This window comes from Cryobacterium sp. Sr3 (assembly GCF_004402835.1).
GTDB lineage: Bacteria > Actinomycetota > Actinomycetes > Actinomycetales > Microbacteriaceae > Cryobacterium > Cryobacterium sandaracinum.
This window is the reverse complement of the sequence record NZ_SOFA01000024.1, coordinates 118133-144078: the sequence shown is the minus strand read 5'-3', so window position 1 is coordinate 144078 and position 25946 is coordinate 118133. Positions and strand designations below refer to the sequence as shown.

The 25946-nt window shown below is 67.8% G+C and carries 25 protein-coding genes; 12 read left to right on the top strand and 13 right to left on the bottom strand.

The features are described from left to right. Positions 1-101: 101 nt before the first annotated feature. Positions 102-1334 carry a beta-ketoacyl-[acyl-carrier-protein] synthase family protein gene (locus E3N94_RS05975; protein ID WP_198411977.1) on the top strand — a complete coding sequence of 411 codons (1233 nt, stop codon included), beginning with the start codon at positions 102-104 and terminating at the stop codon, positions 1332-1334. Positions 1335-1386: 52 nt separating this feature from the next. Beyond that, the gene (locus E3N94_RS05970; RefSeq protein WP_104100217.1) at positions 1387-2709 is read left to right on the top strand and encodes a nicotinate phosphoribosyltransferase; all 1323 of its coding nucleotides are present in this window, start codon (positions 1387-1389) and stop codon (positions 2707-2709) included. A 15-nt stretch (positions 2710-2724) separates the two neighbouring features. Here the strand turns inward: E3N94_RS05970 and E3N94_RS05965 are convergent, their stop codons facing one another. The 3 genes from E3N94_RS05965 to E3N94_RS17130 all read right to left on the bottom strand — a co-directional run bounded on the left by E3N94_RS05965 (position 2725) and on the right by E3N94_RS17130 (position 5912). Next, positions 2725-3015 (bottom strand): DUF3039 domain-containing protein, encoded by a 291-nt coding sequence (locus tag E3N94_RS05965; RefSeq protein ID WP_104100218.1) that lies wholly within the window; start codon positions 3013-3015, stop codon positions 2725-2727. Positions 3016-3192: 177 nt separating this feature from the next. After that, positions 3193-4767 carry a PAM68 family protein gene (locus tag E3N94_RS05960; protein WP_233191295.1) on the bottom strand — a complete coding sequence of 525 codons (1575 nt, stop codon included), beginning with the start codon at positions 4765-4767 and terminating at the stop codon, positions 3193-3195. After that, complete coding sequence (locus tag E3N94_RS17130) at positions 4743-5912, bottom strand: ABC transporter ATP-binding protein (RefSeq protein WP_233191296.1); 1170 nt, start codon at positions 5910-5912, stop codon at positions 4743-4745. The genes E3N94_RS05960 and E3N94_RS17130 overlap by 25 nt, the downstream gene beginning before the upstream one ends. A gap of 804 nt (positions 5913-6716) precedes the next feature. Here E3N94_RS17130 and E3N94_RS05950 point away from each other — a divergent pair. Genes E3N94_RS05950 through E3N94_RS05940 form a run of 3 tightly spaced genes read left to right on the top strand, consistent with a single transcriptional unit; the run spans position 6717 to position 9002 of the window. Continuing rightward, positions 6717-7409 carry a phosphocholine cytidylyltransferase family protein gene (locus E3N94_RS05950; protein ID WP_104100219.1) on the top strand — a complete coding sequence of 231 codons (693 nt, stop codon included), beginning with the start codon at positions 6717-6719 and terminating at the stop codon, positions 7407-7409. Positions 7410-7455: 46 nt separating this feature from the next. Continuing rightward, positions 7456-8256 carry an ABC transporter permease gene (locus E3N94_RS05945; RefSeq protein ID WP_233191298.1) on the top strand — a complete coding sequence of 267 codons (801 nt, stop codon included), beginning with the start codon at positions 7456-7458 and terminating at the stop codon, positions 8254-8256. After that, the gene (locus tag E3N94_RS05940; protein ID WP_104100221.1) at positions 8256-9002 is read left to right on the top strand and encodes an ABC transporter ATP-binding protein; all 747 of its coding nucleotides are present in this window, start codon (positions 8256-8258) and stop codon (positions 9000-9002) included. Before E3N94_RS05945 ends, E3N94_RS05940 begins: the two co-directional genes overlap by 1 nt. Here the strand turns inward: E3N94_RS05940 and E3N94_RS05935 are convergent. Beyond that, the gene (locus E3N94_RS05935) at positions 8999-9292 is read right to left on the bottom strand and encodes a helix-turn-helix transcriptional regulator (RefSeq protein ID WP_104100222.1); all 294 of its coding nucleotides are present in this window, start codon (positions 9290-9292) and stop codon (positions 8999-9001) included. The genes E3N94_RS05940 and E3N94_RS05935 overlap by 4 nt on opposite strands. A gap of 90 nt (positions 9293-9382) precedes the next feature. On the opposite strand from E3N94_RS05935, the gene E3N94_RS05930 reads away from it, so the two are divergent. After that, positions 9383-10270, top strand: coding sequence for a hypothetical protein (locus E3N94_RS05930; RefSeq protein WP_233191299.1), 888 nt, complete (start codon positions 9383-9385; stop codon positions 10268-10270). On the opposite strand, the gene E3N94_RS05925 is transcribed toward E3N94_RS05930, so the two are convergent. The 7 genes from E3N94_RS05925 to E3N94_RS05895 all read right to left on the bottom strand — a co-directional run bounded on the left by E3N94_RS05925 (position 10267) and on the right by E3N94_RS05895 (position 17650). Then, the gene (locus E3N94_RS05925; RefSeq protein ID WP_134569948.1) at positions 10267-11568 is read right to left on the bottom strand and encodes a hypothetical protein; all 1302 of its coding nucleotides are present in this window, start codon (positions 11566-11568) and stop codon (positions 10267-10269) included. The genes E3N94_RS05930 and E3N94_RS05925 overlap by 4 nt on opposite strands. Positions 11569-11641: 73 nt before the next feature. Beyond that, positions 11642-12541: a glycosyltransferase gene (locus tag E3N94_RS05920; RefSeq protein WP_104100224.1), complete on the bottom strand. Its 900-nt coding sequence runs from the start codon at positions 12539-12541 to the stop codon at positions 11642-11644. After that, on the bottom strand, positions 12528-13340 hold the full coding sequence (locus E3N94_RS05915) for a CDP-alcohol phosphatidyltransferase family protein (protein ID WP_134342955.1): 813 nt from the start codon (positions 13338-13340) through the stop codon (positions 12528-12530). Before E3N94_RS05915 ends, E3N94_RS05920 begins: the two co-directional genes overlap by 14 nt. Further along, the gene (locus E3N94_RS05910) at positions 13337-14398 is read right to left on the bottom strand and encodes a glycosyltransferase family 2 protein (protein ID WP_233191302.1); all 1062 of its coding nucleotides are present in this window, start codon (positions 14396-14398) and stop codon (positions 13337-13339) included. The genes E3N94_RS05915 and E3N94_RS05910 overlap by 4 nt, the downstream gene beginning before the upstream one ends. A 134-nt stretch (positions 14399-14532) precedes the next feature. Next, positions 14533-16113, bottom strand: coding sequence for a trypsin-like peptidase domain-containing protein (locus E3N94_RS05905; protein ID WP_134569947.1), 1581 nt, complete (start codon positions 16111-16113; stop codon positions 14533-14535). Positions 16114-16232: 119 nt separating this feature from the next. Beyond that, complete coding sequence (locus E3N94_RS05900) at positions 16233-16937, bottom strand: hypothetical protein (protein WP_134400684.1); 705 nt, start codon at positions 16935-16937, stop codon at positions 16233-16235. 131 nt (positions 16938-17068) lie between these two features. Beyond that, positions 17069-17650 carry a hypothetical protein gene (locus E3N94_RS05895; RefSeq protein ID WP_134569946.1) on the bottom strand — a complete coding sequence of 194 codons (582 nt, stop codon included), beginning with the start codon at positions 17648-17650 and terminating at the stop codon, positions 17069-17071. Positions 17651-17728: 78 nt separating this feature from the next. Here E3N94_RS05895 and E3N94_RS05890 point away from each other — a divergent pair, with 78 nt between their 5' ends. Further along, complete coding sequence (locus E3N94_RS05890; protein WP_104100229.1) at positions 17729-18928, top strand: aminotransferase class I/II-fold pyridoxal phosphate-dependent enzyme; 1200 nt, start codon at positions 17729-17731, stop codon at positions 18926-18928. A gap of 40 nt (positions 18929-18968) precedes the next feature. On the opposite strand, the gene E3N94_RS05885 is transcribed toward E3N94_RS05890, so the two are convergent. Then, on the bottom strand, positions 18969-20042 hold the full coding sequence (locus E3N94_RS05885) for an alkene reductase (RefSeq protein ID WP_104100230.1): 1074 nt from the start codon (positions 20040-20042) through the stop codon (positions 18969-18971). 163 nt (positions 20043-20205) lie between these two features. On the opposite strand from E3N94_RS05885, the gene E3N94_RS05880 reads away from it, so the two are divergent. Together E3N94_RS05880 and E3N94_RS05875 are read left to right on the top strand one after the other, a co-directional pair. Beyond that, the gene (locus E3N94_RS05880) at positions 20206-21237 is read left to right on the top strand and encodes an alpha/beta hydrolase (RefSeq protein ID WP_158250232.1); all 1032 of its coding nucleotides are present in this window, start codon (positions 20206-20208) and stop codon (positions 21235-21237) included. A 147-nt stretch (positions 21238-21384) separates the two neighbouring features. After that, positions 21385-21789 carry an ATP-dependent DNA ligase gene (locus E3N94_RS05875; protein WP_233191304.1) on the top strand — a complete coding sequence of 135 codons (405 nt, stop codon included), beginning with the start codon at positions 21385-21387 and terminating at the stop codon, positions 21787-21789. 13 nt (positions 21790-21802) lie between these two features. Here the strand turns inward: E3N94_RS05875 and E3N94_RS05870 are convergent, their stop codons facing one another. Beyond that, the gene (locus E3N94_RS05870) at positions 21803-22678 is read right to left on the bottom strand and encodes a carbon-nitrogen hydrolase family protein (protein WP_104100232.1); all 876 of its coding nucleotides are present in this window, start codon (positions 22676-22678) and stop codon (positions 21803-21805) included. Between the two features lie 111 nt (positions 22679-22789). Between E3N94_RS05870 and E3N94_RS05865 the strand changes: the two genes are divergently transcribed. The 3 genes from E3N94_RS05865 to E3N94_RS05855 all read left to right on the top strand — a co-directional run bounded on the left by E3N94_RS05865 (position 22790) and on the right by E3N94_RS05855 (position 25893). Beyond that, complete coding sequence (locus E3N94_RS05865; RefSeq protein WP_104100233.1) at positions 22790-24325, top strand: glycosyltransferase family 39 protein; 1536 nt, start codon at positions 22790-22792, stop codon at positions 24323-24325. 4 nt (positions 24326-24329) lie between these two features. Then, the gene (locus E3N94_RS05860; RefSeq protein WP_104100234.1) at positions 24330-25085 is read left to right on the top strand and encodes a polyprenol monophosphomannose synthase; all 756 of its coding nucleotides are present in this window, start codon (positions 24330-24332) and stop codon (positions 25083-25085) included. 103 nt (positions 25086-25188) lie between these two features. Continuing rightward, complete coding sequence (locus E3N94_RS05855) at positions 25189-25893, top strand: NUDIX domain-containing protein (protein ID WP_134419884.1); 705 nt, start codon at positions 25189-25191, stop codon at positions 25891-25893. Positions 25894-25946 lie beyond the last annotated feature (53 nt).

The following is a 25946-nucleotide window of genomic DNA, read 5'->3' as shown; positions in this document are numbered from 1 at the left end:
CGGGGAATATGGCCGTAACTACACTCGGAATATGGCTCCCGCCAACCGACGGACGCCGCAACAGAATGACGTCACATTCGTTGTTTGAGGAGATGATCGCCGTGAATGATCGAGTCGTAATCACCGGGCTGGGCGCCTTGACGCCCCTGGGCAACAATTGGCGCGACACGTGGTCGGGTCTCACCGGCGGCCGCAGCGGCGTAGCCCGGATCACCCAATTCGATCCCGCCGGTCTGCCGACGCAGATCGCCGGCGAGGTGAAGAACTTCATTCCGGCCGAGCGGATGACCGTGAAGCAGGTTAAGCGCGCATCCCGAGCCTCGCAGCTCGCGATCGCCGCAGCCCGCGAGGCGGTGGCTGACGCCGGTTTCGGCGCCTCCATGGAAGGCATCGACACGGCGGTCGTCGTCAACAGCGCCGTGAGCGGCTTCGCGGAGATCCAGGAAGCCACCGAGCTCGTCAACTCCGGCGACTCCCGGCGCATCCCGCCGCGCTTCGTGCCCTCCGCCCTGTTGAACATGGCCGCCTGCGAGATCGCGATCGACCTCGGCGTCCACGGACCGGTCAACGCGAGTGCCCTTGCCTGCGCCAGCGGGGCCTACGCACTCCTCGAGGCACGCACCATGCTCGTCATGGGTGACGCCGACGTCGTCATCGCCGGCGGGGTCGAGGCTGCGATCACGCCCGTCATGTTCGCGGGCCTGAACGCCATGCACGCGGCCTCCAAGAACAACGATTCCCCGGCCGAGGCCTCTCGGCCGTTCGACGCCGACCGCAACGGACTCGTCTTCGGTGAGGGAGCGGTCATCTTCGTGATGGAGCTGCTCTCCCACGCCCGAGCCCGCGGCGCCCAGATCTACGCGGAGGTGCTGGGCGGCGCCCTCACCAGCGACGGCCACAGCATCGTCGCGCCCGAACCCACCGGCAAGTTCGCGAGCCTGGCCATGACCCGCGCACTCATCAAGTCGAAGTTGAACCCGAGCGACATCGACATGATCTGCGCCCACGGCACGTCCACCCAAGCCAACGACCGGGCCGAGACCTCGGCGATACGCCAGGCACTCGGGCACGCTGCCGATTCCATCGCCGTCACCGCCCCCAAGTCGATGACCGGCCACATGATCGGCGCCGCGGGTGCCCTCTCCGGCCTGCTCTGCGCCCTGTCGGTCCGAACCGGCATCATCCCGCCCACCATCAACTACACGACCCCGGACCCGGATTGCACGCTCGACTACGTGCCGCGGGTCGCCCGGGAGAAGCCGGTGAAGTTCGCCCTGGCGAATGCGTTCGGCTTCGGCGGGCAGAACTGCATCGTCGCCTTCGGGGCGCTGTAGGCCTTCTGCTCCGACAAGAACACGTATCGGGCCGGGCGGATAAGCTTTCCGGGTGACCGAAACCTCAGCATTCCGCACCGACCGGTACGAACTCACCATGGTGGACGCCGCGATCCAAAGTGGAACCGCCGCACGAGAGTGCCAGTTCGAGGCCTTCGCCCGGCACCTCCCCTCCGGCCGCCGCTACGGCATCGTGGCCGGCACCGGGCGGCTGCTCGATCTCATCCGGGCCTTCCGGTTCACGGATGCCGAACTCACCTGGCTGAGAGACAACCGTGTGGTGCGCGAGCCCACCATCGCCTGGCTCGCCGACTACGCCTTCCGCGGCACCATCTGGGGCTACCGGGAAGGCGAGGCCTACTTCCCGGGCTCGCCCCTGATCACGGTGGACGGCACCTTCGCCGAATGCGTCATCCTCGAAACCCTGATTCTCAGCGTGCTCAACTACGACAGCTCCGTCGCCAGCGCGGCCGCACGGATGGTCTCGGTCAGCCTGGGCCGCCCCCTCGCCGAAATGGGTTCGCGCCGCACTGGCGAGTACTCCGGGGTCGCCGCCGCCCGGGCCGCCTACATAGCCGGTTTCGCCTCGACCAGCAACCTGGAGGCCGGCCGCAGCTGGGGCGTGCCCACCATGGGCACCGCCGCCCACTCCTTCACTCTCCTGCACGACAGCGAGGAAGACGCCTTCCGTGCCCAGATCGCGGCCTTCGGACCGGCCACCACTCTGCTCGTGGACACCTTCGACGTCGCCGCGGGCATCGAACTGGCCGTCAGGGTGGCCGGACCGGCGCTCGGGTCGATCCGGATCGACTCCGGCGACCTGCCGACCAGGGTGGCGGAGGCCCGCAGCCAACTGGACTCGCTCGGTGCCGTCAACACGCACATCACCGTCACCAGCGACCTCGACGAGTTCTCCATCGCCGCCCTGTCCGCGTCGCCCGTGGACGCCTTCGGCGTGGGCACATCGGTGGTGACCGGTTCGGGCTCCCCCGCCGCCGGGATGGTCTACAAACTCGTCGCGCACCGCGACGACGCCGGAGACTGGGTGCCCGTCGCCAAGACCTCACCCGCGAAGAGCTCGGTCGGCGGCCGAAAGCGGGCCGTGCGCCGGCTCGACTCCGCCGGGATCGCGCGCGCCGAGGTCGTCCTGATCGGCGAGGATCCGGCCGACTCCACTCCGCCCGCAGAGCCTTCGGGCCGGGACCGCGTGCTGCTGGTGCCTCTGATCACCGACGGCGTGATCGACGAAAGTTACCTCGGGGCGGCCGGCACGACCCGCGCCCGCGCGCACCACGCAGCCGTCATGCAGGAATTGCCGATCGAGGCCTTCCGCCTCGGGCGCGGCGACCCCGTCATCCCGACCCTGTACCGGTAGCGCTCAACCGGCAGGTCAGGCCTTCATCTTCTCGTAGATGGCCTTGCAGGCCGGGCAGACCGGGAACTTCTCCGGGTCGCGTCCGGGCAGCCACTTCTTGCCGCAGAGGGCGCGCACCGGCTTGCCGGAAATAGCCGATTCGAGAATCTTGTCTTTGGGCACGTAATGCGAAAAACGCTCGTGGTCGCCCGGCTCGATGTGCTCCTGGTTGAGGAGTTGCTCGAGCTCACGGTCGAGCGTCGAGGTGCCGCCGCCGCTGCCGGGGTTTCCGGGTTCTGCGATGCTCGCGCGAAAGTGATCAGTCATGCACTCAGTCTAAACAACCCGCGGGCACACCGGCAGGCCTGCCGATCCTGCCCGCGAGCCGGAGCCCGGAGGATACCGCGAGCGAGTCGCGCGGGAGCTGCGCCCCTCCGCGCGTGGCGTGCCGGCGGCGCAGCGGCGCAGCGGCGCAGCACGCGCGCCACGCGAACGTCAGGACGCCTAGGCCCGCACGGCGGAGGCGATCATCTCCGGCCCGCGCCGTTCGAACGCGAGCGAACCCAGAAAGACCCCGCCCACGAGCGTGATCAGTCCGCTGGCGACGCCCAGCACGAGCGCCGGAATGTTCCAGACCGGGTCGACGAAGACGCCGAGCAGCGCGCAGGCGAGAGCCGGGAGCGAAAGCAGGATCGACCCCGCAAAGGTGAACGACTGGATCAGCGCGGCCGCCGTGTCCGACGCCTGAGGCTGAGCGAAAGGGCTGTCTCCCGGCTTGGTCGCCGGATAGGGGAAGCGCGCCGATGAATAACTCGAGAGCCCGAGCCCGGTCAGCAGGATGCTGGTGCTCACCCCCAGGATGGACGGCATCACCGCCCAGTCGCCGTAGACCGACACGCTGATCGCCGACCCCGCCGCGATCATCGGGATCCCCACGAAGAGTGCGGGAACCAACCGGCCCATCCGGTCCTCGAATCCGCGGGTGCCGGAGGCCACGTGCAGCCAGACCGCGGTGTGGTCCAGGGCGACGTCGTTGTGCAGGGTCCAGCCCAGGAACACACTCATCAACGGCACCGCCAGAAGAGCGAGGTAGGAGATCGGCAACCCCGCGAACGACAGCGGCAAGATGACGATCAGAGGAATGACCGGGATGACGATCACCGACATCCAGTACCGGGAGTCGCGGCGCCAGTAGGTGAGGCTACGGGCCGCAATCGCACCCATCGGAGTGTGCGGCATGCTGTCGAACCACCCGAGCCCGCCGTACTGGCGGGCCTGAGCCTCGCGGCCGGGCGTGACGAGCATCCGTGCCACCAGTCCCTGCCAGGCCAGCCACAGCAGGTACGTCGTTGCCGCGGCCATCGAGAGCTTGAGCACGGCCGCACCCCAGAGCCCGGTGGAGGCATCCCCGGGAACGGCCCAGGCCGCACCGAGGGGCGTCCAGCCGAGGATGCCCGCCAGCCCGCCGATCAGGTCGAGGCCGTAGCGACCCCAATCGAAGTTGAGCGCCAGAAGCACGACGGGGGCGATCATCACCAGAAGAAGCACCCCGATGATTCCGGTGAATTCCCGGGATCGACGCGTTGCCAGCAGGAACGCCCCCAGCGACGTGCTCACCCGGGACACGAGCATGCAGGTGGCCAGCAGCAGGGTGGCGGAGGCGAGGGCGAGCACCGTCACTAAGAGGCCGCGGGACCAGGTCACGACCGTGCCGAGCAGCACGACCGAGAGCACGAACGCGGGCACCCCGACCAGAGAGGACAGCGCCAGACCGAGCGAAAGCCTCCGGCTAGGGATGCCCATGGTCGCGAATTTGCGCGGGTCCATGGTGTCGTCGATCCCGAAGACCAGCGGGAACAGCAGGAAGCCGAGCACGACGAGTGATCCAGCGACGACCAGGCCGTCGCGAATGGCGACGGGATCTCCCGTGAAGCGCAGCCCGACGAGCACTACGAAGAGGCCGACGGCCAGGGCGAGGCCGTAGAGCAGGCCGATCACGATGCCGGCGACCTGCCAGGGGCTGCGCCGGAACAGATTGGCGAGCAGGCGGACTTTCAGTCCGAGAAACTGTGCAACCACTCCATGCCCTCCGCCACCTTGCGTCCACCGGCCAGCTCGATGAACCGTTCCTCGAGCGTTTTCTCGCCGCGAACCTCGTCGATGGTGCCGGAGGCCAGCACCGCACCCTCCACGATGATGGCGACACGATCGCAGACGCGCTGGATCAGATCCATTCCGTGGCTCGACAGCACGACCGTTCCACCGCTGGCGACGTATTTCTGCAGGATCTCCGTGACGTTGACGGCGGAGACCGGGTCGACGGACTCGAACGGCTCATCGAGCACGAGCAGTCGCGGCGAATGGATCATCGCGCAGGCGAGTGCGATCTTTTTCGTCATGCCGGCCGAGTAGTCGGCGACGAGGCGATTAAGCGCGTCTTCGAGGCCGAAGGCGGTTGCCAGGTCGGCCGCGCGCTGCCGCACGGTGACGTCGTCGAGACCCCGGAGCACCCCGGAGTAATAGAGCAACTGGGCTCCGGTCAGGCGGTCGAACAGGCGCAGTCGATCAGGCAGAACGCCGATGATGCGCTTGGCGGCCATCGGGCTCCCCCAGACGTCGATGCCGTTCACCGTGACGGTGCCCGCATCCGGCCGGAGCAGCCCGGTGACCATGGAGAGCGTCGTGGTCTTGCCGGCGCCGTTGGGCCCGACGATCCCGAAGAACGACCCCGCGCGAACCTCGAGGTCGATGCCCGATACCGCCACGGTCCGGCCGAAGCTCTTGTGCAGACCGCTGACCGCGAGCACAACCGGCGGGGCGAGATCGAGCGCAGTCGGCGCAATCACCGGGGCGCGCTTGCGGGAGGCCCGTTTCACGACGGGCGGTTCCGCGGCAGCGGGGGCGGCGGCAGGCAGCAGCTCCGTTTCGGCGGACCCAGGCAGCTGCACCGGTACGGGCACCAGTTCGATGCCTGCCGACACGGATGCGTCGGCACCGGATGCGTCGGCACCGGATGCGTCGGCAGCGAATGGCCGGGGCACGGACAGCGCGGCGACCAGGACCGGCTCGGCCTCCTCGCCCGGCGACGGGATGAACTCCGGCAGAACCTGCGTGGCGGGCTCCGCGTCAGGTTCGACACTCTCAGAGTCAGTAGTGAGAGGCTCAGAGACAGGTTCGACTGACCTCGCGTCAGGTTCGGCGACGGCGGCCGCGGCCGCAGCCAAGGTCGCCGCCCGGATGGCCGCAGCCCGCGCTGCGCTGGCCTTGGCCGCACTGGACCGGGCCGCGCCGGTTTTCGCGACGGACTCAGATTTCGCCGCTGCCGTGCGCGCGGCCGTGGCCCGTACTGACGTCGTGCGAGCCGACGTCGTGCGAGCCGCGGTGATGGGAGGAGTGGCGAGTGTCGGGGCGTCGGCCGTCGGCGACGTGCCTTCAGAGTCAGACTCCGGCGCTGCGACGGGCCTTTTCGGAGCCGGTCTCGGTGCGGGCTTTGGGCTGGCCCTGGCCGCGGGTTTCTTCGGAAGGGGCGCCCTGGGGGTGCCCTCCCTCGCCTCTGCAGCCGCTTTTGCGCGGGCCGTACTCGGTCGCCCGGCGGCCACACGGGGGGTAGCCTTCGTGCGCGGCGGCGCCTTGGGGACAGGGGCCTTGCGCACCGGGACGGTGCGCACAACAGCCGGCGTCGTGGCCTGTGTTTCAGCAGAATCTAGCGCAGAAGAGGGCACCTTCTGCTCGTCGGGCTCGGATGTCGGGGGCGCTGGAGTCACCTCGCTAACCTACCAAGGACCGTCTGACATCGCAGGCTTCGGGGGTCACCCGGAAACACAGTCAGGCGCTGCCCAGCCACGGGCGCCCGGGTCACGAAAGCAACACGGAAAGGAGTCCGCTCTTCCCCCCAACCGAGGGCGTAGGGTACTCTCGTGTTGGCATAACGGTGTGTCTATACGTGAACGTACAAGTGAACCCTAGACAAACTCGATCTGAATCTGAGGGAGTCTCGGTCACTCGAATTCTTTTTTGAGGAGACAATCGTGACCACCCAGGTAGTCATTTTGGCAGCAGGTATGGGCAGCAGACTCGGACGTTCGCTTCCGAAGCCGCTCACCGAACTCAACGACGGTCGAACAATCATGCAGCAGCAGTTCGACAACATCGCGCACGCCTTCGGCAAGAAGGCGAAAGTTACCATCGTGGTCGGTTACAAGCTCGAGCACATCATCGAGGCCTTCCCGCAGGCATCCTTCGTTTACAACGAAGAGTATGACCAGACCAACACCTCGAAGAGCCTTCTGCGCGCTCTCCAGGCGTCCACCACCGGCGGTGTGCTCTGGATGAACGGTGACGTCGTCTTCGACCCGGCCATTCTCGACCGCGCTGCCGCGATGGTCGCTCGCGACCAGTCCTTCGTCACCGTCAACACCTCCAAGGTGTCCGACGAGGAGGTCAAGTACACGACCAGCGCCGAGGGCTACATCAAAGAACTCTCCAAGACTGTCAAGGGCGGGTTGGGCGAGGCAGTGGGCATCAACTACATTTCCAGCGCGTACAAGGCCGTACTGGTCCACCACCTGACGAAGGTCGCCGACCAGGACTACTTCGAGCGCGGCATCGAACTCGCGATCGAGAAGAACAACCTGTTGGTCGAGCCTCTCGACATCTCCGATTTCTACGCGGTCGAGGTCGACTTCGCCGAGGATCTCGAACGGGCGAACCTCTTCGTCTAGCGGCGCCTTTCGCGGGGGCGCGCGCCGCGCCCCTACGATAGAGCGCGTGAGTAGATATGCGGAAGTGCGCCCTGAGCAGCGCACGTCTTTCGCCAGGTACCGTCATTCCCTCTGGTTGCTCACGCAGCGGGATCTGCGGGTGCGCTACTCGACGTCGCTGCTCGGTTACTTCTGGTCGATTCTCGACCCTCTGGTCATGGCCGGTATCTACTGGTTCGTCTTCACCCAGGTTTTCCAGCGCACGGTGGGCAACGAACCGTATATCGTCTTCCTGCTGTCGGCGCTGCTGCCGTGGATGTGGTTCAACGGCACCGTGTCCGACTGCACGCGCGCGTTCCTGCGCGAAGCGAAGCTGATTCGGTCCACCCGAATACCCCGCACGATCTGGGTGAACCGGCTCGTGCTGTCCAAGGGCATCGAGTTTGTGGCGTCCATCCCGGTGCTTCTGCTGTTCGCACTCATCTCCGGGGCTGAACTCAGCGCGGGTGCGGCCCTCTTCGCCCTCGCGATCCTGCTTCAGACGATCCTGACCGCAGGAATCGGGCTGATCGTCGCTCCCCTCGTGGTCTTCTTCCGCGACCTTGAGCGGGCCGTGAAGCTCATCCTCCGCTTCCTGTTCTACGCATCGCCGATCATCTATGGCACCGCGGACCTGCCCACGGAACTGCAGTTCTGGGCCGGCTTCAATCCGCTCAGCGGCCTGTTCAGCCTGTACCGGGCCGCGTTCTTCCCCGAGCAGCTCGATTGGAATCTCGTGCTGATCAGCGCGCTGATGTCGGTCCTCTTTCTTGTCGCCGGCCTGGTTGTCTTCACGCGCACCGAGCGCGCCGTCCTGAAGGAGATCTAGTGTCGGCACCGGTGATCACCCTCACGGGTGTCGGCATCCGTTTCCGCCGCAATCGACGCGGTCGGCGCTCGTTCAAGGACCTGTTCGCCGCCCGGAGGCGGCGCATCCGCCCGAACGAATTCTGGGCGCTGCGGAACGTTGCGTTCACGGTGCAGCGCGGCGAGGCGATCGGCGTGGTCGGTCGCAACGGGCAGGGCAAGTCGACCCTGTTGAAGCTGGTCACCGGCGTCGTGCTGCCCGACGAGGGCTCGGTGCGCGTGACCGAGGGTGTGGCCCCGCTGATCGAGATCACGGGTGGCTTCGTGGACGACCTCACTGTGCGCGAGAACGTCTACCTGACCGCGGGCCTGCACGGGATGACGAAGAAGCAGATCGCGGCGCGCTTCGACGAGATCATCGCCTTCGCGGAGATCGCCGACTTCGTCGACACGCCCTACAAGCACCTGTCCAGTGGTATGAAGGTGCGCATCGCGTTCGCCGTGATTTCCCGGCTCGAGGAGCCCATCCTGCTCGTGGACGAGGTGCTCGCCGTCGGCGACAAGGCGTTCCGGGAGAAGTGCTACCGGCGGATCGAGGAACTGCTCGCCGGTGGGCGAACTCTGTTCTTCGTGTCCCACAACGAGCGGGACCTCAAGCGCTTCTGCACCCGAGGCCTCTACCTTGACAAGGGTGCGCTGGTTCTGGATGCCCCCATCACCGAGGTGCTGGCGCTCTACAACTCGCAATACGGGATCAAGCCGGCCTAACGGGCCGAGGCCATCACGGCATCCGGATCTTCCAGGCCGTCCCGGGAGGGCGGCAGTTGAGCGGAATTGAACCCGGTCATCAGATCGCCCGGCTCAATGCCGAGCACTGTGGCAAGCCGGATCAGGGTATGGAAAGTGGGGTTGCCAAGTCCCCGGTCGATCCGCGCGTAGTTGGACACGTTGAGGCCGGCCAGGTGGGCGACGGCCTCCTGATTGAGGGACAGCTGGCGCCGCCGACGACGCAGGCGAACACCGAGGATTCGGGATGCTTCTGACTTCGGCTCAGGCATTCTCCTTGTATAGGCGCGCACCGAGTTTTCCGCCAGTGGCACCCAGCCGGGGCACGTAAACTCATCGGGACACTGACGGAGGGCACTCTGATGGCCAAAAAAACCAAGCCGATTATTTCCGAGACGGGTGGCCTGCCGAAAGGCGGCCAGCTCCCCACCGGGATCGTCACGGGCTTCGACCGCGTGATGGCGATTCACCGTCCTGCCGTGCTCGCGCACATCCGTTCCGTGCGCCGCCGTTCCCCACAGGCGTCGCCCGTGGAGATCATCCGGATCCTGGAGCGGCGTTACCTCGCCGCCGTCACCACCGGGGGTGCCGCGGTCGGCGCGACGGCGGTCATCCCGGGGGTCGGCACCGCCGTCACCCTGGCCATCTCCGGCGTGGAGACGGCCGGGTTCCTCGAGGCCACCGCCCTGTTCACGCAGTCGGTGAGCGAGGTGCACGGCATCACGGTCGAGGACCCCGAGCGGGCACGCGCTCTGGTGATGACGATGATGCTCGGCCGCGAAGGCTCAGACCTGGTGCGCCAGCTGGCCGGCCAGGTCTCCGGCTCCGGCGTCCCGCGCGCCGCTTACTGGGGCGAACTCATCACGACCAGCATTCCCCGGGCCATCATGGGACCGCTGACCGATCGGCTGAAGAGCAGCTTCATCCGGCAGTTCGCCGCCAGGGGCGGCGCCAGCTTCATCGGCAAGGCCCTGCCGTTCGGTGTGGGCGCCATCATCGGGGGTGCGGGCAACCACATCCTGGGCTCGCGGGTCGTTCACTCGTCGCGGCTCGCGTTCGGCCAGCCGCCGGTCGGTTTCCGCGAGGAACTGGACCCCCGGGTGCGGATCGTCGTTCGGGAATCGCCGGCCCGCCGCATCCCGGGGATCACCCGGCTGTCCCTGACCGGCCTGTCCGGCCGGCTGTCCCCCCGGCGACGGATGCCCGGAGCACCGCACCCGACAACGCCGACACCGCCCCGTGCAGACTAGAGCTTCTCGACGTCGCTGACCTCGTCCGTCGGAGCGTCGATGGCTGGTTCGACCACTTCCAGGCTCACGGCCTGCGGGTGGGATGTGTCGAAGCGCTCCCACTCGTCCATCAGGTGCGCCACAGCGGCGTGGAAACGCTCCGTGGCGACTCCGGGACCGGTGTCGCCGAAGTAACGCTCGACCCAGATCTTGAGCCGGTCATGGGCCTCGCTGTCATGGGTGAGATCGTCGAGCACGCCGAGGATACTTCCCACATCGTCGACGTTCAGCCACTCGCAGTCGGAGAGATAGCCTCCTGAGTCGATCTGAGCGGCCGGGTCGACCGGGCGGGTCACCATCAGGGCCTTGCCTGAGGCCAGACGGTCGTAGACCATCGCCGAGATGTCGACGATGGCGACATCCGCTGCCGACAACTGCCAGCCCAGGTCGGGGCTCGCGTCGTAGATGTGCCGGGCCGAGGCATCGCGCGCATTCGCCGTCGCGATGGCCGCGATGATGGTCTTGTTCGCCGCGCCGTACTCGCTGCTCACCACGCCGCTGCGGGGGTGCGGGCGGTAGATCACGCGGTGCCGGCCCGAGGCCAGCAGTGACGTCACCAGGGCAACGCCGTGGGACGCGATCGAGCCGTAGGCGGCGGCTGGCCGGTCGCCTTCCCAGGTCGGAGCGTAGAGGATGACCTGGCGCTCGTCCGGGGCGAACGGCGTCGCGCCGGAGTAGAAGTCGGCCTGGGGGCGGCCGATCTTCAGGGCGCGCTTGTCGAAGTCATAGTCCCAAAGCACCTTGTCGAGACGGGCGATCGCGGCATCGCCGGCGACGAAGGCGTAGTCGTAGGCCTTGATCTGGTTCGTGACCATGTACATTTTGTCGCTCTCACCGTGGTTGATGAAAACGTGCCAGCGGCCCCCGTAGCGCATCATTTGGAAGTTGCGGGTGTTCTGGTTCACGTAGAACACGATCCGGATGTCCTGCTGGGCCAGCACCTGCTCGAGGTCGACGACCCGGCGAACGTAGGCAACCGGGAGCGGGGACTCATCGATCAGCGGCAGGGCACCTGCCCCACTGCGGCTCAGCACCAGGACGGGCCAGGTCTCGGCGAGCTTCGCGAGCGGCTTGTACCACTGCCGCATCTGGTACAGATTGACGTCGCCGTCGGCGAAGTAGACCGCGATCTTGAAGTGATTCCGGGGCAGCGGCTCACGCGTGGACAGCCGCCCGTTCAGCAGCCGCTGTGCCTTGCGGGACGCCGTGACGTCCCTGACCAGCTTGAGCCCAAGCCTGACGTCTCGTTGAATACCCACCCATCAAGAGTACCGACGATGCCACTCGACCGAGCGCCTCTGGCCCCCCGAAGGGGACGTGACGACGGAATCGTTAGACGATGGGCGGCCGTCCGGCCAGCGTCATCCGCCACACCGTGCGCGCCCTGAGGGGACGCCGCTCCCCCGGGTCGGTGGTCCACCCCTCGCGGAAACCGGTGAGCCAGGCGCGCAGCGCGCCCGGATTTCGAGCCCAGCGCAGTACCTGGATCAGAAGCCAGGACCCGGCGTAGACGGGCACGAGCAGGACCGGAAGGTTGCGGCGGGCCAGCCAGACCCGGTTGCGGGCGTTCAATCGGTAGTAGTCGGCGTGCCGGGTGGGCGCGATCACGGGATGATTCGCTTCCAGCTCGCCGGCGTACCAGGCGCGCAGGCCCAGGTCCCAGACACGCCAGGCCAGCTCGATGCCCTCATGGGCGTAGAAGAACGGCTCGGCCCAGCCCCCGGTGGCGTCGAAGGCGGCCCGGGGTAGCAGCACGGCACCCTCCCAGACCGAGAAGACGTTGCTGGAGTGGGTGGCTTCGCCCTTGCGGATGCGCGGAATCCAGCGTCTCGGCGACACGATCCCGGCCGGGTCGACCACTCGGGGCTGCAGAAGGCCGATGGTCGAATCCGCCCGAAGCACGCCGATGGCATCTCGCAGAAAGTGCGGGTCCGGGATGCTGGCGTCGTCGTCGAGGAAGAAGAGAAACTCTCCCGCGACGCGGGAGACCCCGCGGTTGCGGCCGGCCGGAATGCCCAGGTTCTCGGGCAGGCCGAGCGTCTTCACCTGGTCCGGCAGCCCGGTCGGCTGCCAGCCATTGCCCACGCACACGATGTCCAGGAGAACTCCCTGCTGGGCCAGCAGACTGCGGATGCCGCGGGCAAGGTCGTCGGGACGGGTGCCCTGGGTGAGCAGCACGACCCCCACTGTCGGCAGGGCGGGCCCGACCGGTGAAGCGCTAGGACCGGACACGCTTGGACGCCATGATGGCCACGAAGTGGCCCACCAGTGAGAGGAAGGCCAGCGGGACGAGCACGATCAGCACGAACCGGTCGACCGCCGGCTCGCCGAGGAAGCTGCCGACGACCGCGGCGACGAAGATCAGCATGGTCAGTTCGACCGAGTGGTACAGCCGGTGGAACGGGAGGAACCGGGCCAGGCGGCGGGCGCGGGCGATGAAGCTCGACGTCGGGGTCTGCTCGTGCTTGCGATCGGCGAGTTTGGTCAGGCCGGCGTTCGCGCGGGCCACGTGCACCATGTCGTTGAGGGCCTTGTTCAGCACGATGACGAGGGCGAGCAGCAGTGCGAGCGTGGTCCACAGGAAGTCGGCGGGGGCCTCGAACGGGTAGAAGGCGCACCGGATCCCGAACGCGATCGGGATGAGGGCCTCTGTCGTGTAGTGCCCGACCTTGTCGAGGAACACGCCGGCCGGGGAGGACTGCCGGCGCCAGCGGGCGACCTCGCCGTCGCAGCAGTCGACCAACATCTGCAGCTGCCCAAGCAGGAGGGCGAGCATCGCGCCCCAGATGCCGGGAATGAGCAGCGCGGCCGCCGTGGACCAGCCGACCAGGATCATCAGGCCGGTGACGCCGTTCGCCGAGATAGAGGTCTTCAGAAGCATCCAGGTCAGATACGGGGAGATGTCGCGCAGGTAGAGCGACGCCGTCCAGTGCTCGGCGTTCGCCCGCAGCCGAACTTCCGGCGGCTGGGCCACGTGGCGCAGCTCGGCGATTGAGGAGGGTCGAGTCGCCGCGGGATTCGCTGACGTCATTGGTGCCTTCCGGTATGGGCCGTGATGTTGGTGGTGAATTTCAGAAACCCGAGCAGGAAGCCGATCCCCCAGCAGAAGTGAATGCAGGGCAAGACTACGAGAAACCACAGCCCGGCACGAAACCCGTCCGGCCGGGTCACCAGGGCCGTGGCCACGGCGACGAGCCCCAGGTAGGCGGCGGGAATCAGAAAACCGAGCAGCAACCACGGGTTCGCCCCGGTGAGGAGCTGAACCAGGCCGGCCAGCCCGGCCAGAGTGCCGACAGTGACACCCAGGACCATGACGGGCGGGGCGAAGTAACGGATGCCGTTGTCCTCGGGATATCGGCGGGCGAGTTCCCCTCGCCAGAGGCCGGTGGACACCATCTGCCGGGCCAGCCGGGCCAGACTCGGCCGGGGCCGATAGACGACCCGGAGCCGAGGTGTGAACCAGACGATGCCGCCCTGGTCGCGCAGACGGCGGTTGAGTTCCCAGTCCTGGCCGCGCTTGATGCCCTCGTCGAAGAGGCCGACGCGCACGATGCTGTCCATCCGAAAACAGCCCAGGTAGACGGTTTCCGCGGGGCCCTCCGGGCCGCCGATGTGCAGGGGAGTGCCGCCGAGGCCGATCTTCGTGCCATAAGCGCGCGCGACGGCTTTCTGGAACGGGCTCTCGCCCTGGGCGTCCATGACGCCGCCGACATTGTCGGCGCCGGTGCTCTCAAGGGTCTCCACGGCGATGCGGGCGTAGTCCGGCGGCAGCACCGAATGGGCGTCGACGCGAATGACGAACGCGTACTGCGAGGCACGGATAGCCGTGTTGAGGCCTGCCGGAGTGGAGCCGATCTCGTTCGCCACGATGCGGATGCGCGGATCGACCGCGGCCATCTCCTCAACCAGTTCGGTTGTGCCGTCGATGCTCGGGCCGAGGGCCAGGGTGACCTCGAAGGGCCCCGAGTAGTCCTGGCGGAGCAGACTGGTCACGGCGGCGCGCACATGGGTGACGTCATTCAGCACCGGCATCACATAGGAAACCCCGAGCAGGGATGCGGCTCCGGAAGAGGGATCCTGGCTGGTCATAGTTCCATTCTTCTGGCGGGATGTAAGAGCCTACCAGCCGGGTGTTTCCTGCCTGCATCGGGGCCGCAAACGACAGCTGCGCCGCCGGTGGATCACCGGCGGCGCAGCTGTTGTTCTCTGGAAGGAGCGAGTGGTCAGCTGGAGAGTGCGCCGACCGTGACGGATACCGTGGCCGACTTTCCATCGCGCACAAAGGTGAGGTCGGCCGTCTCGCCGGCCGCGAGAGCGCGCACCTGGGCGGTGAGGTCGTTCGCGTCGGTGATGGGTAGATCGTTGAGGTTGGTGACGATGTCGCCCTTTCGGAGTCCGGCCTTTTCCGCTGCACCGCCCGCCGAGACCTCGCTGATCAGGGCGCCGACGGTGGCGCTCTCCGGTCTGCCGGCAGCGCTGGTGACACTGGCGCCGAGCAGACCGTGGCTGGCCGTGCCGGTGGCGATCAGTTCGTCGGAGATACGCTTGGCCAGGTTCGACGGGATGGAGAAGCCCACGCCGATGCTGCCGGCGGCCGCCGAGTCGCCGCCCGCGCTGGCGATGGCGACGTTGATGCCGATCAGCTCGCCCTTGGCGTTGAGCAGGGCTCCGCCGGAGTTGCCGGGGTTTATCGCGGCATCCGTCTGGATGACCGAGAGTGAGATGCTGCCGGTGGAGGGAGCCTGGGCCGCGCCGCCGTTCTGGTCGGGAAGGTCGAAAAAGAACGGGCTCTGCTCTTCGTCGGGTGCGGAGTTCTCGGGTGTCGACGGGGCAGCCGAGGAGGCGATGGAGATGCTGCGGTTCAGTGCACTGACGATGCCGTCGGTGACGCTGCCGGAGAGGCCGAGCGGTGCGCCGATCGCGATGGCGCTGTCGCCGACGTTGAGCTTGCCGGAATCGGCCCATTTGATCGGCGTCAGGCCGCTCGCACCGTCCAGCTTGATCACGGCGAGGTCGGAAACCGGGTCGGTGCCGACAATGGTGGCGGCGTAGAGCTTGCCGTCACTGGCGGTGACCTGAATGCTGGCGTCGGCGGCGGCGCCGTCGAGGGTGACGACGTGCGTGTTCGTGAGAATGTAGCCGTCTTCGGACAGGATGACGCCGGAACCGGTTCCGCCGGAGCTGCCGTCGGAGGCGGCGATGGTGACGACACTAGGCGTGGCCTTGGCGGCGACCGCCGTGATCTGGTTGACGCTGTCGGTGTTGTTGACCACGACCGTGCTGGGGCCGTCGGCCTGGCTGGTCGGGATTCCGACGGTCTGGTTGGTGACCACGAAGGCCGTGACGCCGGCGCCGGATGCCCCTCCGACGAGAGCGCCGATGGCGAGGGCCGCGATCAGGGCGATATTACCCGAGCGGCGGGGCTGCGTGCGCGGGCCGCCGGGCTGGTCGGCGGCGTACCCGGTCTGATGGGCGTTGGACTGCGGCTGGGTATTCGGCGCGTAGGGATTCGAGGTGGTACTTCCCGCGACCGGGCGACCGAAGGAATCCGTGGCGTGCGCGCGCGCGGGCGCGGCCGAGGTGGAGGTGGGCTGGGCCGCGGTGGGCTGGGCCGGCGACTGCTCAGAGGCGGAAACTGTGTCGGGGATGACCTCGGTCGGCTTCTCGTCGCCGGGGGCGTCGCCGGAGGAGTGATCCGCAGAGGGCTGGGCCGTGGCGGAAGCCTCGCCGGCCGCATTGACTTCGAATGGGACTGCGTTGTCGGGATCGGGAGTGGTGCCGGGTGCCTGCGGATTGTCGGTCATGGTGTGCTCCTTCCAAGCGTTTCCACCTTGACTCCTGAACCTGAACGAATGATCTGTGCAGCCTGGGAGCATTCAATGACGACGCCACGACTTGAGCGGTGCCGGGTCGATCAACACAGTTAGCAACCCGGACCGGCCGGGTTTGTCGTGCACTCGCGGTTGACGAGCACCGTCTGGGCATCCCCCACGATCACGCCGAGCGGGCTGGCCGAGGTCGACAGCGTACCCTGCACCGGCCGCCAGGCAAGGCCCGCGAAGCGATACTCGGCCGAGTACACCACCGCGACGACCACGGCATAGCTTCCCGGACTGGCGAACGCGTGGCTGGTGGCGGTGTCGGAGAATTCCGGGAGGCCCAGTGCCGCCCAGGTCGCGCCGCCCGAGTTCGTGCTTGCCTGGGCACCGTCGCCGTAGGACCAGCGGTAGCCGACCGGGGTGAAATGGACCTCCGCCGGATATCCCAGCAAGGCGCCGGTACGGGAGTGCTCGGATGCCGACGCGATGAAGTTCGCGGGCAAACCCGCCACGCTCCAGCCGCGCGGTTCCATCGTCTGGGACGGCGCCGCGGGCTGGAAGTTGACCAGATCACTAACCCTCACCACGAGGTTCGGGTCGCACGGCGACCCCGGAATGCAGTTGACCGTGAAGTCGTCGCGCACGAACGCCAGCGGATCGACGACGGGTGCTGCACCGACTTGGCCGCCACCGGCGTTGCCGCTGCCGCTGCCGGAACCGGACCCGCCCGCCCCGGATCCCGCTCCGCCACCGGCTTCGTTCCCGGACCCCTGTCCCCCGCCGGTCTCGTACCCCGCAGAAAGGTCCACCCCGCCGTTGTTGATGGCACCGTTAGCCTCCGGGCACAAACCTGAGACCAACAGTTTGGGAAGGCAGCTATCCCCTGCAGCGGCAGCCGAGATCGAAGAAGGAGCTACGAGCAGCATGACGATCGCTGCGACTAACAGAAATCTGATCCGGACCATACCTGCGACTCCGTCATCTTAAAATGGTCAATATGTTGGTCAGTTCCCACGAAGGCAACTGTCAATGGCATCCGCAGCGGGCGGTCAGGCTGAGAGACCGAAACGCCTGAGGAATCCACAATGTCGCTTTTCGTTACATCGAGACATACATAGACCCTTATCTCCCACTTCTTCTCTGCGTTGATTTCGACGGACTGGATAGCCATTGAGTCAAAAGAGGTAGAGCCGATCTGCTTCCACCCGCGCTCATCAAAGGACGTCGCAACGGAAAGTTCCTCCTCATGGGCTCTTCCGGAACTGAGGCTCAGGAAAAGATCTCGCGACGGCGTCCCGGCCTCCCCCGCAGCATCACTGGCAGCCAGATACGCCGCATAGGCTTCGGTGGCCGCAGCCAGAGCTTCCTCATCGGACGCGAAGACGGGGGCATCCGTCGGCCCGGTCGTCTCGGACGCCTGGGGCGCTTGGGGCACCGGTTCGGGCGTGCAACCGGTCAGCGCGAGTGTGCCGAGCAGCAGCAGCGGGCCCAGAACGAGGAGGTCGCGCTGCACGGTCCGCATGCGGCCAACCTAGGGCATCCGGCGCAGCCCCGCTCGAACTTTCCACATGTCGTAGTTTGGAGCCATGCAGGTGACATCATGACAATCTCCGGGGCCTGGCGACGCACGGCCCGTGGGGCCGGCCTGCTCGCCGCGGACGGCACCGTCGCCGCGAGCATTTTCGCGGAGATGAGTGCCCTCGCCCTGCGCACCGGCGCCATCAACCTCGGCCAGGGATTCCCCGACGAGGACGGCCCTACCGAGGTTCTCGAAGCCGCACGCCAGGCGATCTCCGACGGTGCGAACCAGTACCCGCCGGGGCGCGGCTTGCCCGTGCTGCGAGGCGCCATCGCTCGGCATCAGCACCGGTTCTACGGCCTGTCCGTCGATCCGGATACCGAGGTCCTGGTGACGGCGGGTGCCACCGAGGCGCTGGCGGCAACCATTCTCGCACTGCTCGACCCCGGCGACGAGGTTGTCACGCTGGAGCCGTTCTACGACGCCTACGGGGGCCTGATCGCGCTGGGCGGGGGCATCCATCGCACGGTGCGCCTGCGGGCGCCCGATTTCCAGCCGGACCCCGACGAACTGCGCGCCGCCATCACGGACCGCACCCGACTGATTATCGTGAACAATCCGCACAACCCCACTGGGGCCGTGCTGCCGCGCGAGACCCTGGAACTCATCGTGTCCCTCGCACACCGTCACGACGCGCTCATCGTGACCGACGAGGTCTACGAGCACCTCACCTTCGGTGTCGCCCACGTGCCCGTCGCGACGATTCCGGGCGCGAGCGAGCGCACCATCACGATCTCCTCCGGTGGGAAGACGTTCAACACCACCGGCTGGAAGATCGGCTGGCTTACCGCCCCATCCGCTCTTGTCACCGCAATCCTGGCCGTGAAGCAGTTCCTCACCTATGTGAACGGCGCGCCGTTCCAGCCGGCGATCGCGCGGGGCCTCGACCTGCCGGACACCTTCTACGCTGGTGTCGCCGCCGACCTGCAGGCCAAGCGTGATGTTCTCGAGAGCGGCCTGATCGAAGCGGGGTTCACGGTCAGTCGACCTCAGGGGTCGTATTTCATCGTGGCGGATGCCGCGCCGCTCGGCTACCCTGACGGCGCCGAGTTCTGCCGGGTGCTGCCCGATCTCGCCGGGGTGGTCGCGGTTCCGATCGGCGCGTTCTGCTCCGCCCGGCACCGGTCCGAGTATGCCTCGCTGGTGCGATTCGCCTACTGTAAAAAGGTGGACGTGCTTGAGCGCGCCGCCGCCCAGCTGGCCGGCATCATCGCCCGTTAGCAGCCCGGCAGCCGCCGCTTTGGAGGTGCCGACAGGGGTTCTAGTGCGCCAGTGCCGGGTAGTCCGTGTAGCCCTCGGCTCCGGCACCGTAGAAGGTAAGAGGGTCGGGAGTGTTCAGCGGCAGGTCCTTGAGCCAGCGCGACACGAGGTCGGGGTTGGCGATCACGGCACGGCCCACGACGACCGCATCCGCCAGTTCGTCGGCGATGATGGCCATCGCCTCGTCCCGGTCGGTGACCTCGCCGAAGCCACTGTTCACCAGGAGCGGCCCAGCGAAACGGGCACGCAGCTGCTGCACCAGTTCGCCGGCCGGCTCGCGGTGCAGGATGCTCAGGTACGCAAGGCCCTGCGGAGCGAGTGCGTCGGCGAGCGCGCCATAGGTGGCCATAAGGTCGGCGGCATCTGTTTCGAGGGCATCCTGGATGTTGTGCTCCGGCGAGACCCGGATGCCGACGCGGCCGGCGCCGATCGCCTCGGCCACCGCGGTGACGACCTCGACGACGAAACGGGCCCGGTTCTGCGGGGAGCCGCCGTAGATGTCGTCGCGCTGGTTGGAGGCCGGCGAGAGGAACTCGTGCAGGAGGTAACCGTTCGCGGAGTGAATCTCGACGCCGTCGAGTCCCGCGGCGATGGCGTTACGGGAGGCCTGCACGAAGTCCGCGATCACGCCGGGGAGTTCGTCGAGTGTGAGGGCGTGCGGTACCGGGTAGGCAGCCTTTCCCGCGTAGGTGCGGGTATCGCCCTGGATGGCGATGGCGCTGGGAGCCACGACCTCGTGGCCGCCGTTGGTGCCCTCGTGGGTGACGCGGCCCGCGTGCATTACCTGGGCGACCAGGCGCCCGCCGGCGGAGTGCACGGCGTCGGCGACGTTGGTCCAGCCGACGATCTGCTCGGGGGTGACCAGCCCTGGCTGGCCGGGGAAGCCCTGACCGGCGTGGCTGGGGTAGGTGCCCTCGGTCACGATCAAGCCGAGCGAAGCACGCTGCTTATAGTGCTCGACGACGAGGGGGCCGGGAACGCCCTCGATTCCGGACCGAACCCGGGTCAGCGGCGCCATGACGAGCCGGTTGGGCAGTTCCAGGTCGCCGAGGGACAACGGGGAGAAAAGATTCACGAATAGCTCTTTCTGTGGGTCAGGGTGTCGCCGGACGAAGCGTGCGCCGTCTCGGACAGGGGAAGAAGCTTCCCCCTGGGGCCAACGGCCCTGCTCTCCCGCGCATTCCCCTCACCCGTCACGGTCGGGCAATCCACAGGAGCCGACGCACCGAACCAACATTATGAGCACCATCGCCGAGACCCGGCCGACGACGTCGCCACGGAGCTTCCCGACCCCGGATGCACCGACCCGGGAGGACCCGGACCGCACCGGATACTGCCCGTTCCCTCTGTCGTCCGACGCCCGGGCCTTCGGACTGACCACGAGCTCCATGCGGCTGCGCCAGGCAACGGTTTCGGTGCGGCACGGCCGCCGTACCGGGAGCGAAACCGCGACCATCCTGCTGCACGGCGCCGCGGGATCCTGGACGACCTGGACGCCGCTGCTGGCCGCGGCCGAAGCCTCCGGTCTCGGCCTGACCGACCTGATCATCCCCGACCTGCCCGGCTGGGGGGACTCGCCGCTTCCGGCGGCGGGACCCTCTCGTTCCATCGAGGCAACCGCTGCGGTGGTGGCCGAGATCGCCTGGGCGCTCGGCTACCGCTCCTGGACCGTGATCGGCCACTCCCTCGGCGGCTTCGTGGCACTCGAACTTGCCGCAAGCGAGACCCGGTCGACCGCGTTCGTCGGCCTCGTCTCGGCCACGACGTTCTCGGTGATCGACACCGTGCGGCACCCGGTCGCCCGGTTCGCCGCGCTGCCGGGGTACAGCGCCCTGCTGCCGGTACTGCGGGCCGTCGCCCGGGCCGGGCGCGCCGGCCACGGTCTGATCCGCCTGCTCCACCGCACCGGGCTGCTGCGCACGCTGGCGGCGCCGTTGTTCCGCCGACCGGAGCTGCTGCACGAGAGCGTCATCGGGGCCCTTGCGACCGAGCTGCGCCCGCAGGCGTTCGCCGTGGCATCCGACCTCGCCGGAACCTACGACGCCAACCGCTGGGCCCGGATCGAGTGCGCCGTGCACGCAACCCAGGGTGACGCCGACATTTTCGTGGCGGCGACGGATGCGGCCAGGCTCCGCGCGGTCATCCGCGGCTTCGATCTGGTCACGGTGCCGGGCACCGGGCATTTCGCGCACGTGGAGAAACCGTATGAGACGCTGCTTCACCTGTTGCCGAACGGATGCCTGCCCCGGTCAGGCGTGTTCCCGCAGTAGTAGTCGCTGTGTCCTGGACGATCCCGCGGCACGGCTGTTTCCCTTGTCAAGCGAGTTCATAGCGACCAAACTGAGGAGCAGTCCTGAGATCTGGTCACCCTGTGCGGCCGGCCTCTGAACAGCCCCACCGATTGAAAGCGGCTCCCCATGGGTTCGTTGACGTATGACAGGGTCACGGTCGAATTCGACGACCGGATATTGGCGCATCTCCAGATCGTGATCGTACAGAAACTCCGCCGGGGCGAAAGCTTCCTGCTCTCGTGGCGAAACGCCGCCGAAGCCGGAAACGGTCGCAGTTCCGCGTGGCTGCACCCGGCCATTCCCCTGTATTTCAAGTTCTCCGGCGGTCAGCCGCCGAGCATCAACCCGCTATGGCTCGCCCAGCTCACCCGTTCCGCTAACAGTTCCCAGGGTCTGGTGGCCACCGGCGAGGAGCGGGCGATGGGTGAACCCGAACATCCGGAGCGCACCGACCGCGGTCATCGCCCGGATCAGAAGTTCACGGTGCGCGCGGCGCCCGCCTCGCAGGACACCATCGCCACCGAACTCTGAGCTGGCTGCACGCTCAGCGGGGCACGACCGCGAAGCGACGCAGGGCCAGCGATGGATTGCGGGCGCGCACGGCTGTGAGGCGCTCCGACAGCACCCAGGCGACGGCGACATCCGTTGTCTCGCCGATGGTGACCAGTTCCACGCCCATCGGGTCGACCACCATGCTGTTGCCGACGCCCACTGGCGGGGCGTGGTCGGCGGCCGCCACGTAGACCGTGTTCTCCAGGGCGCGCGCTGTCAGCAGCGTGCGCCAGTGCTGTTCCTTCAACGGTCCCCGCACCCACTCGGCGGGCACCAGCACCAGTTCGGCCCCCGCGTCGACCAGGCGGCGCGTCACCTCCGGGAAACGGATGTCGTAGCAGGTCTGCAGTCCCACCCGCAGTCCCGCCACCTCGAACGTCTCGGGTTCCTCCACGGCGCCAGGCCGCACCCAGTCCGATTCACGGTCGCCGAAAGCGTCGTAGAGGTGCAGCTTGCGGTACTTCGCGACGAGTTCGCCGGCCGGATCCACCGCGACGAGGGTGTTGAAGAAGCGGCTCGGGTCATCCGTGGCCTCCAGCATGCCGGCCACGACATGCACGCCGAGTTCTACCGCGAGCGCGGCGAGGGCGGCCACGAAGGGGCCGTCCACAGGTTCGGCCGCGGCGGCGAAAGAGGGCCCCAGGACCGGTTCGAAGAAAGAGGAGTACTCGGGGAAGACGACCAGCCGGGCTCCGCGGCCGACGGCCGTCTCGGCGAGGGCACGCATGGCGGCGAGATTCACGGCCGGCTCGCGGCCGGGGGCGAACTGGGCCACCGCAACCCCCAGGGCAGCCACAGGGCAGGAGCCAGCGCCGGCAGCTGCAGCTGCAGCGGGAGCAGGATCGCGCGTCTCGAGGGGATCGATCATGGCGTCAGCCTAGCCGCCGGCAACGCGTCGGCCGGGGTCGCGGCATCCGTAGCCCTCGGTCCGTACCGGTCCTGGGTTCCAGGGTTCAGCGGGGTGGCCTAACGTATATGCGTGTCTCCCCCTCCGCTGGTCTCCCGCCTGGTTCGCCCCGAGGCGCTGACCCTGCCCCTGCGCCGAACCGAAGGACTGGCAGCGATCCTCGGGCTGCTCGGCCTCCTCGTCTCGGCGGCAGGATCGTGGCGGCCCTCGTATTGGGGCGACGAGGCGGCCAGCGTGATGTCGGCGGAACGTTCCCTGCCGGGGCTCTTCCGACTTCTGGACAACGTCGACGCGGTGCACGGCGCCTATTATCTGCTGCTGCACGTCTGGATCGGCCTCTTCGGCTCTTCGGAGCTGGCGACTCGCGGGCTGAGCGCCCTCTTCGTCGGCTTCGCGACGGCCGGCACCTTCGTGCTGGCACGCACCCTGATCTCCCACCGGGTCGGCGTGCTCGCGGCCATCGTCTTCGCGCTGCTCCCCCGGGTCACCTACATGGGCGCCGAAGCCCGTTCGGCCGCCGTCGCCACGGCCGTTGTGGTGTGGCTGACCGTTCTGCTGGTGCACCTGCTGCGGAGCCGCTATCAGGATCGCGCCACCCGCTTCGCGCTCTGGGCGGCTTACACCGCGCTCCTGGCCCTGGGAATCTACTTCTTCCTCTTCGTGCTGCTGCTGATCCCGGTGCTCGGCCTCGCCGTGCTGCTGATACCGCCGGAGGGCGACAGGTGGGCGGGCATTCGCGCCTGGACCCTGGCCACGGCCTCCGGGCTCGCCCTGGCTGCCCCCGTGATGGCGGCCAGCCTTCAGCAGCGCGATCAGATCGCCTTCATCGGGCGGCGCCCGCCGATCGCCGTGCTCACCGCCGCAGTGCACCAGTGGTTCGGCAACGTACCGCTGGCCGTTCTGGCGTGGGGTCTGATCCTGCTGGCGGTGGTGATGGTCTTCGCCGTGCGCGGGCGGCGGGCCGCACCAACAGCAAACAGGGCGGCCCTGGCGGTCATGCTGGCTTGGCTGATCGTGCCGAGCGCAGCGCTCCTGATCGGCACGCACCTCGTCACGCCGATGTACTCGCTGCGGTACCTGTCGGTGGGTACGCCGGCGGCGGCGATCGCGATCGCCATGGGGATCGCCTGCCTCCGGCCGCTCTGGCCGCAGGCCGCCGCGCTGGGCCTGATCACGGCTCTCATGCTGCCCACCTATCTCGACCAGCGCGGCGAGTTCGGCAAGAACTACGGCAGTGACCTGCGCCAGGCGTCCGAGGTCGTGCGGGCCGGCGCGCAGCCCGGAGACGCGGTCGTTTTCGACGAGAGCGTGCGGCCCTCCCGCAAGCCCCGTCTCGCCCTGCGGCTCTACCCGGCCGCGTTCGAGGGCCTGCGGGACGTCACCCTCGCGGTACCGTTCGACGCCACCAACGACTTGTGGGACGTGGCTGTGCCGCTGGAGCAGGTGACCGACCGACTTTCCGGCACGAACCGGGTCTGGGTGCTGCTGAACCAGGCCAGCGGTGAGAATAGGCGGGGGGACAACATCCGCATCCTGCAACAACTCGGGTTCACGGTCGCCGAGTCGACCATGCTGAACCGCACGCAGATCATCGAAATGACAAGGTAGCCCCATGGCTCGGACTCTGATCATCATCCCGACCTACAACGAGCAGGGCAACGTCGCGTCGATCGTGTCCCGGGTGCGCGCGAGCGTGCCGGCGGCCGACGTTCTGGTCGTCGATGATTCCTCCCCGGACGGCACGGGGCAGTTGGCTGACGCGCTGGCCGCCACCGATTCCCAGGTGCACGCCCTGCACCGCTCCCGGAAGAGCGGCCTCGGAGCCGCCTATCTCGAGGCCTTCGCCTGGGGGCTCTCCCGCGGCTTCGACCGACTGGTGCAGCTCGACGCTGACGGATCGCACCTGCCAGAGCAACTGCCGACCCTGCTCGAGGCCGCGGAGACGGCGGATGTGGTGTTGGGCTCCCGCTGGGTCCCGGGCGGAATGGTGCGGAACTGGCCGTGGCACCGGCGTCTGCTGTCGCGGGGCGGATCGGTCTACTCGCGCGTGCTGCTCCGGCTGCCCCAGCGAGACGTCACCGGCGGTTACCGCGTCTTCACGGCGCATGCCCTCCGGCGAATGGACCTCTCCGGCGTCGAGAGCCTGGGCTACTGCTTCCAGATCGACATGCTGCTGCATGCGGTTCGGGCCGGGCTCAGCGTTGTCGAGAAGCCGATCACGTTCGTGGAGCGCACCGTCGGTTCCTCGAAGATGAGTGCCGCGATCGTGGCCGAGGCGATGGCCCGTGTCACGATCTGGGGTCTCACCGGCAGGAACGCTCGCCGCGTTGCCGCGTCTGCACCGACATCCCTGCCGCGTGCCCGCTGACCGGACCCGCAGGCCGCCCCATAGGGCGTGACTTCTGGTCAGAGTGACTATAAGATGAATCCATTCAGTTAGAGTCACAATGACCTTTACTTGGTGAATAACAGTGGATGCGCGAATAAACACCCAGCTTGAGGCGGCCCTCGCCGTGTCGACAGTCATTTTCGCCCTGCGGCCGGATCCGGAATCCGGCCACTCGACCCTGTGGCTGCCGCTTGTACGCCGCACCCGGGAACCCTACCTCGGTCAGTGGGCGTTGCCCGGCGGCGGCCTGCGGGCCGATGAGCGCCTGGCCGGCGCGGCCGCGCGCGCCCTGCGCGAGACCACGGGCCTGACCCCCAAGTACCTCGAGCAGCTCTACACCTTCGGGGATCCGGGGCGTTCCCCCGGCGGCCGGGTCGTCTCGGTCGTCTACTGGGCGCTCGTCGAGTCCGGTGAGGCGGCGCTGGCCGTCGAGGACGAGAACGTGCGGTGGTTTCCGGCCGACCACCTGTCGCCGCTCGCCTTCGACCACAACCTCATCGTGGAATACGCCCTCTGGCGCCTGCGCACCAAGGTGGAGTACTCCCGCATCGCGCACGCGTTCCTCGGCGAGACCTTCACGCTCGCGCAGCTGCGCGAGGTGCATGAGGCCGTGCTGCAGAAGGCCCTCGACCCGGCCAACTTCCGCCGCACGATCGAGGGGTCAGGCACCGTGGTCGACACCGGCCAGCGCGTAGCCGGCGTACCGCATCGGCCGCCCCGCCTCTACCGCTACAACGATTCCGTTCATGCCACCACTCCGGGTGCGCTCGAGCCGGCCATCGGCTGAGCCTGACTCTTCCTCCCAGCACCCTCCTGCTGGCCACCGCTTGTCCGACTGTC

Bases quoted from the DNA above. Each gene is read 5' to 3' on its own strand.
- E3N94_RS05890 (WP_104100229.1), top strand. From the start codon at position 17,729: ATGACAATCTCCGGGGCCTGGCGACGCACGGCCCGTGGGGCCGGCCTG.
- E3N94_RS05895 (WP_134569946.1), bottom strand. From the start codon at position 17,650: ATGCGGACCGTGCAGCGCGACCTCCTCGTTCTGGGCCCGCTGCTGCTG.
- E3N94_RS05870 (WP_104100232.1), bottom strand. From the start codon at position 22,678: ATGATCGATCCCCTCGAGACGCGCGATCCTGCTCCCGCTGCAGCTGCA.
- E3N94_RS05965 (WP_104100218.1), bottom strand. From the start codon at position 3,015: ATGACTGATCACTTTCGCGCGAGCATCGCAGAACCCGGAAACCCCGGC.
- E3N94_RS05905 (WP_134569947.1), bottom strand. From the start codon at position 16,113: ATGACCGACAATCCGCAGGCACCCGGCACCACTCCCGATCCCGACAAC.
- E3N94_RS05875 (WP_233191304.1), top strand. From the start codon at position 21,385: ATGGGTTCGTTGACGTATGACAGGGTCACGGTCGAATTCGACGACCGG.
- E3N94_RS05915 (WP_134342955.1), bottom strand. From the start codon at position 13,340: ATGACGTCAGCGAATCCCGCGGCGACTCGACCCTCCTCAATCGCCGAG.
- E3N94_RS05935 (WP_104100222.1), bottom strand. From the start codon at position 9,292: ATGCCTGAGCCGAAGTCAGAAGCATCCCGAATCCTCGGTGTTCGCCTG.
- E3N94_RS05910 (WP_233191302.1), bottom strand. From the start codon at position 14,398: ATGACCAGCCAGGATCCCTCTTCCGGAGCCGCATCCCTGCTCGGGGTT.
- E3N94_RS05930 (WP_233191299.1), top strand. From the start codon at position 9,383: ATGGCCAAAAAAACCAAGCCGATTATTTCCGAGACGGGTGGCCTGCCG.
- E3N94_RS05860 (WP_104100234.1), top strand. From the start codon at position 24,330: ATGGCTCGGACTCTGATCATCATCCCGACCTACAACGAGCAGGGCAAC.
- E3N94_RS05880 (WP_158250232.1), top strand. From the start codon at position 20,206: ATGAGCACCATCGCCGAGACCCGGCCGACGACGTCGCCACGGAGCTTC.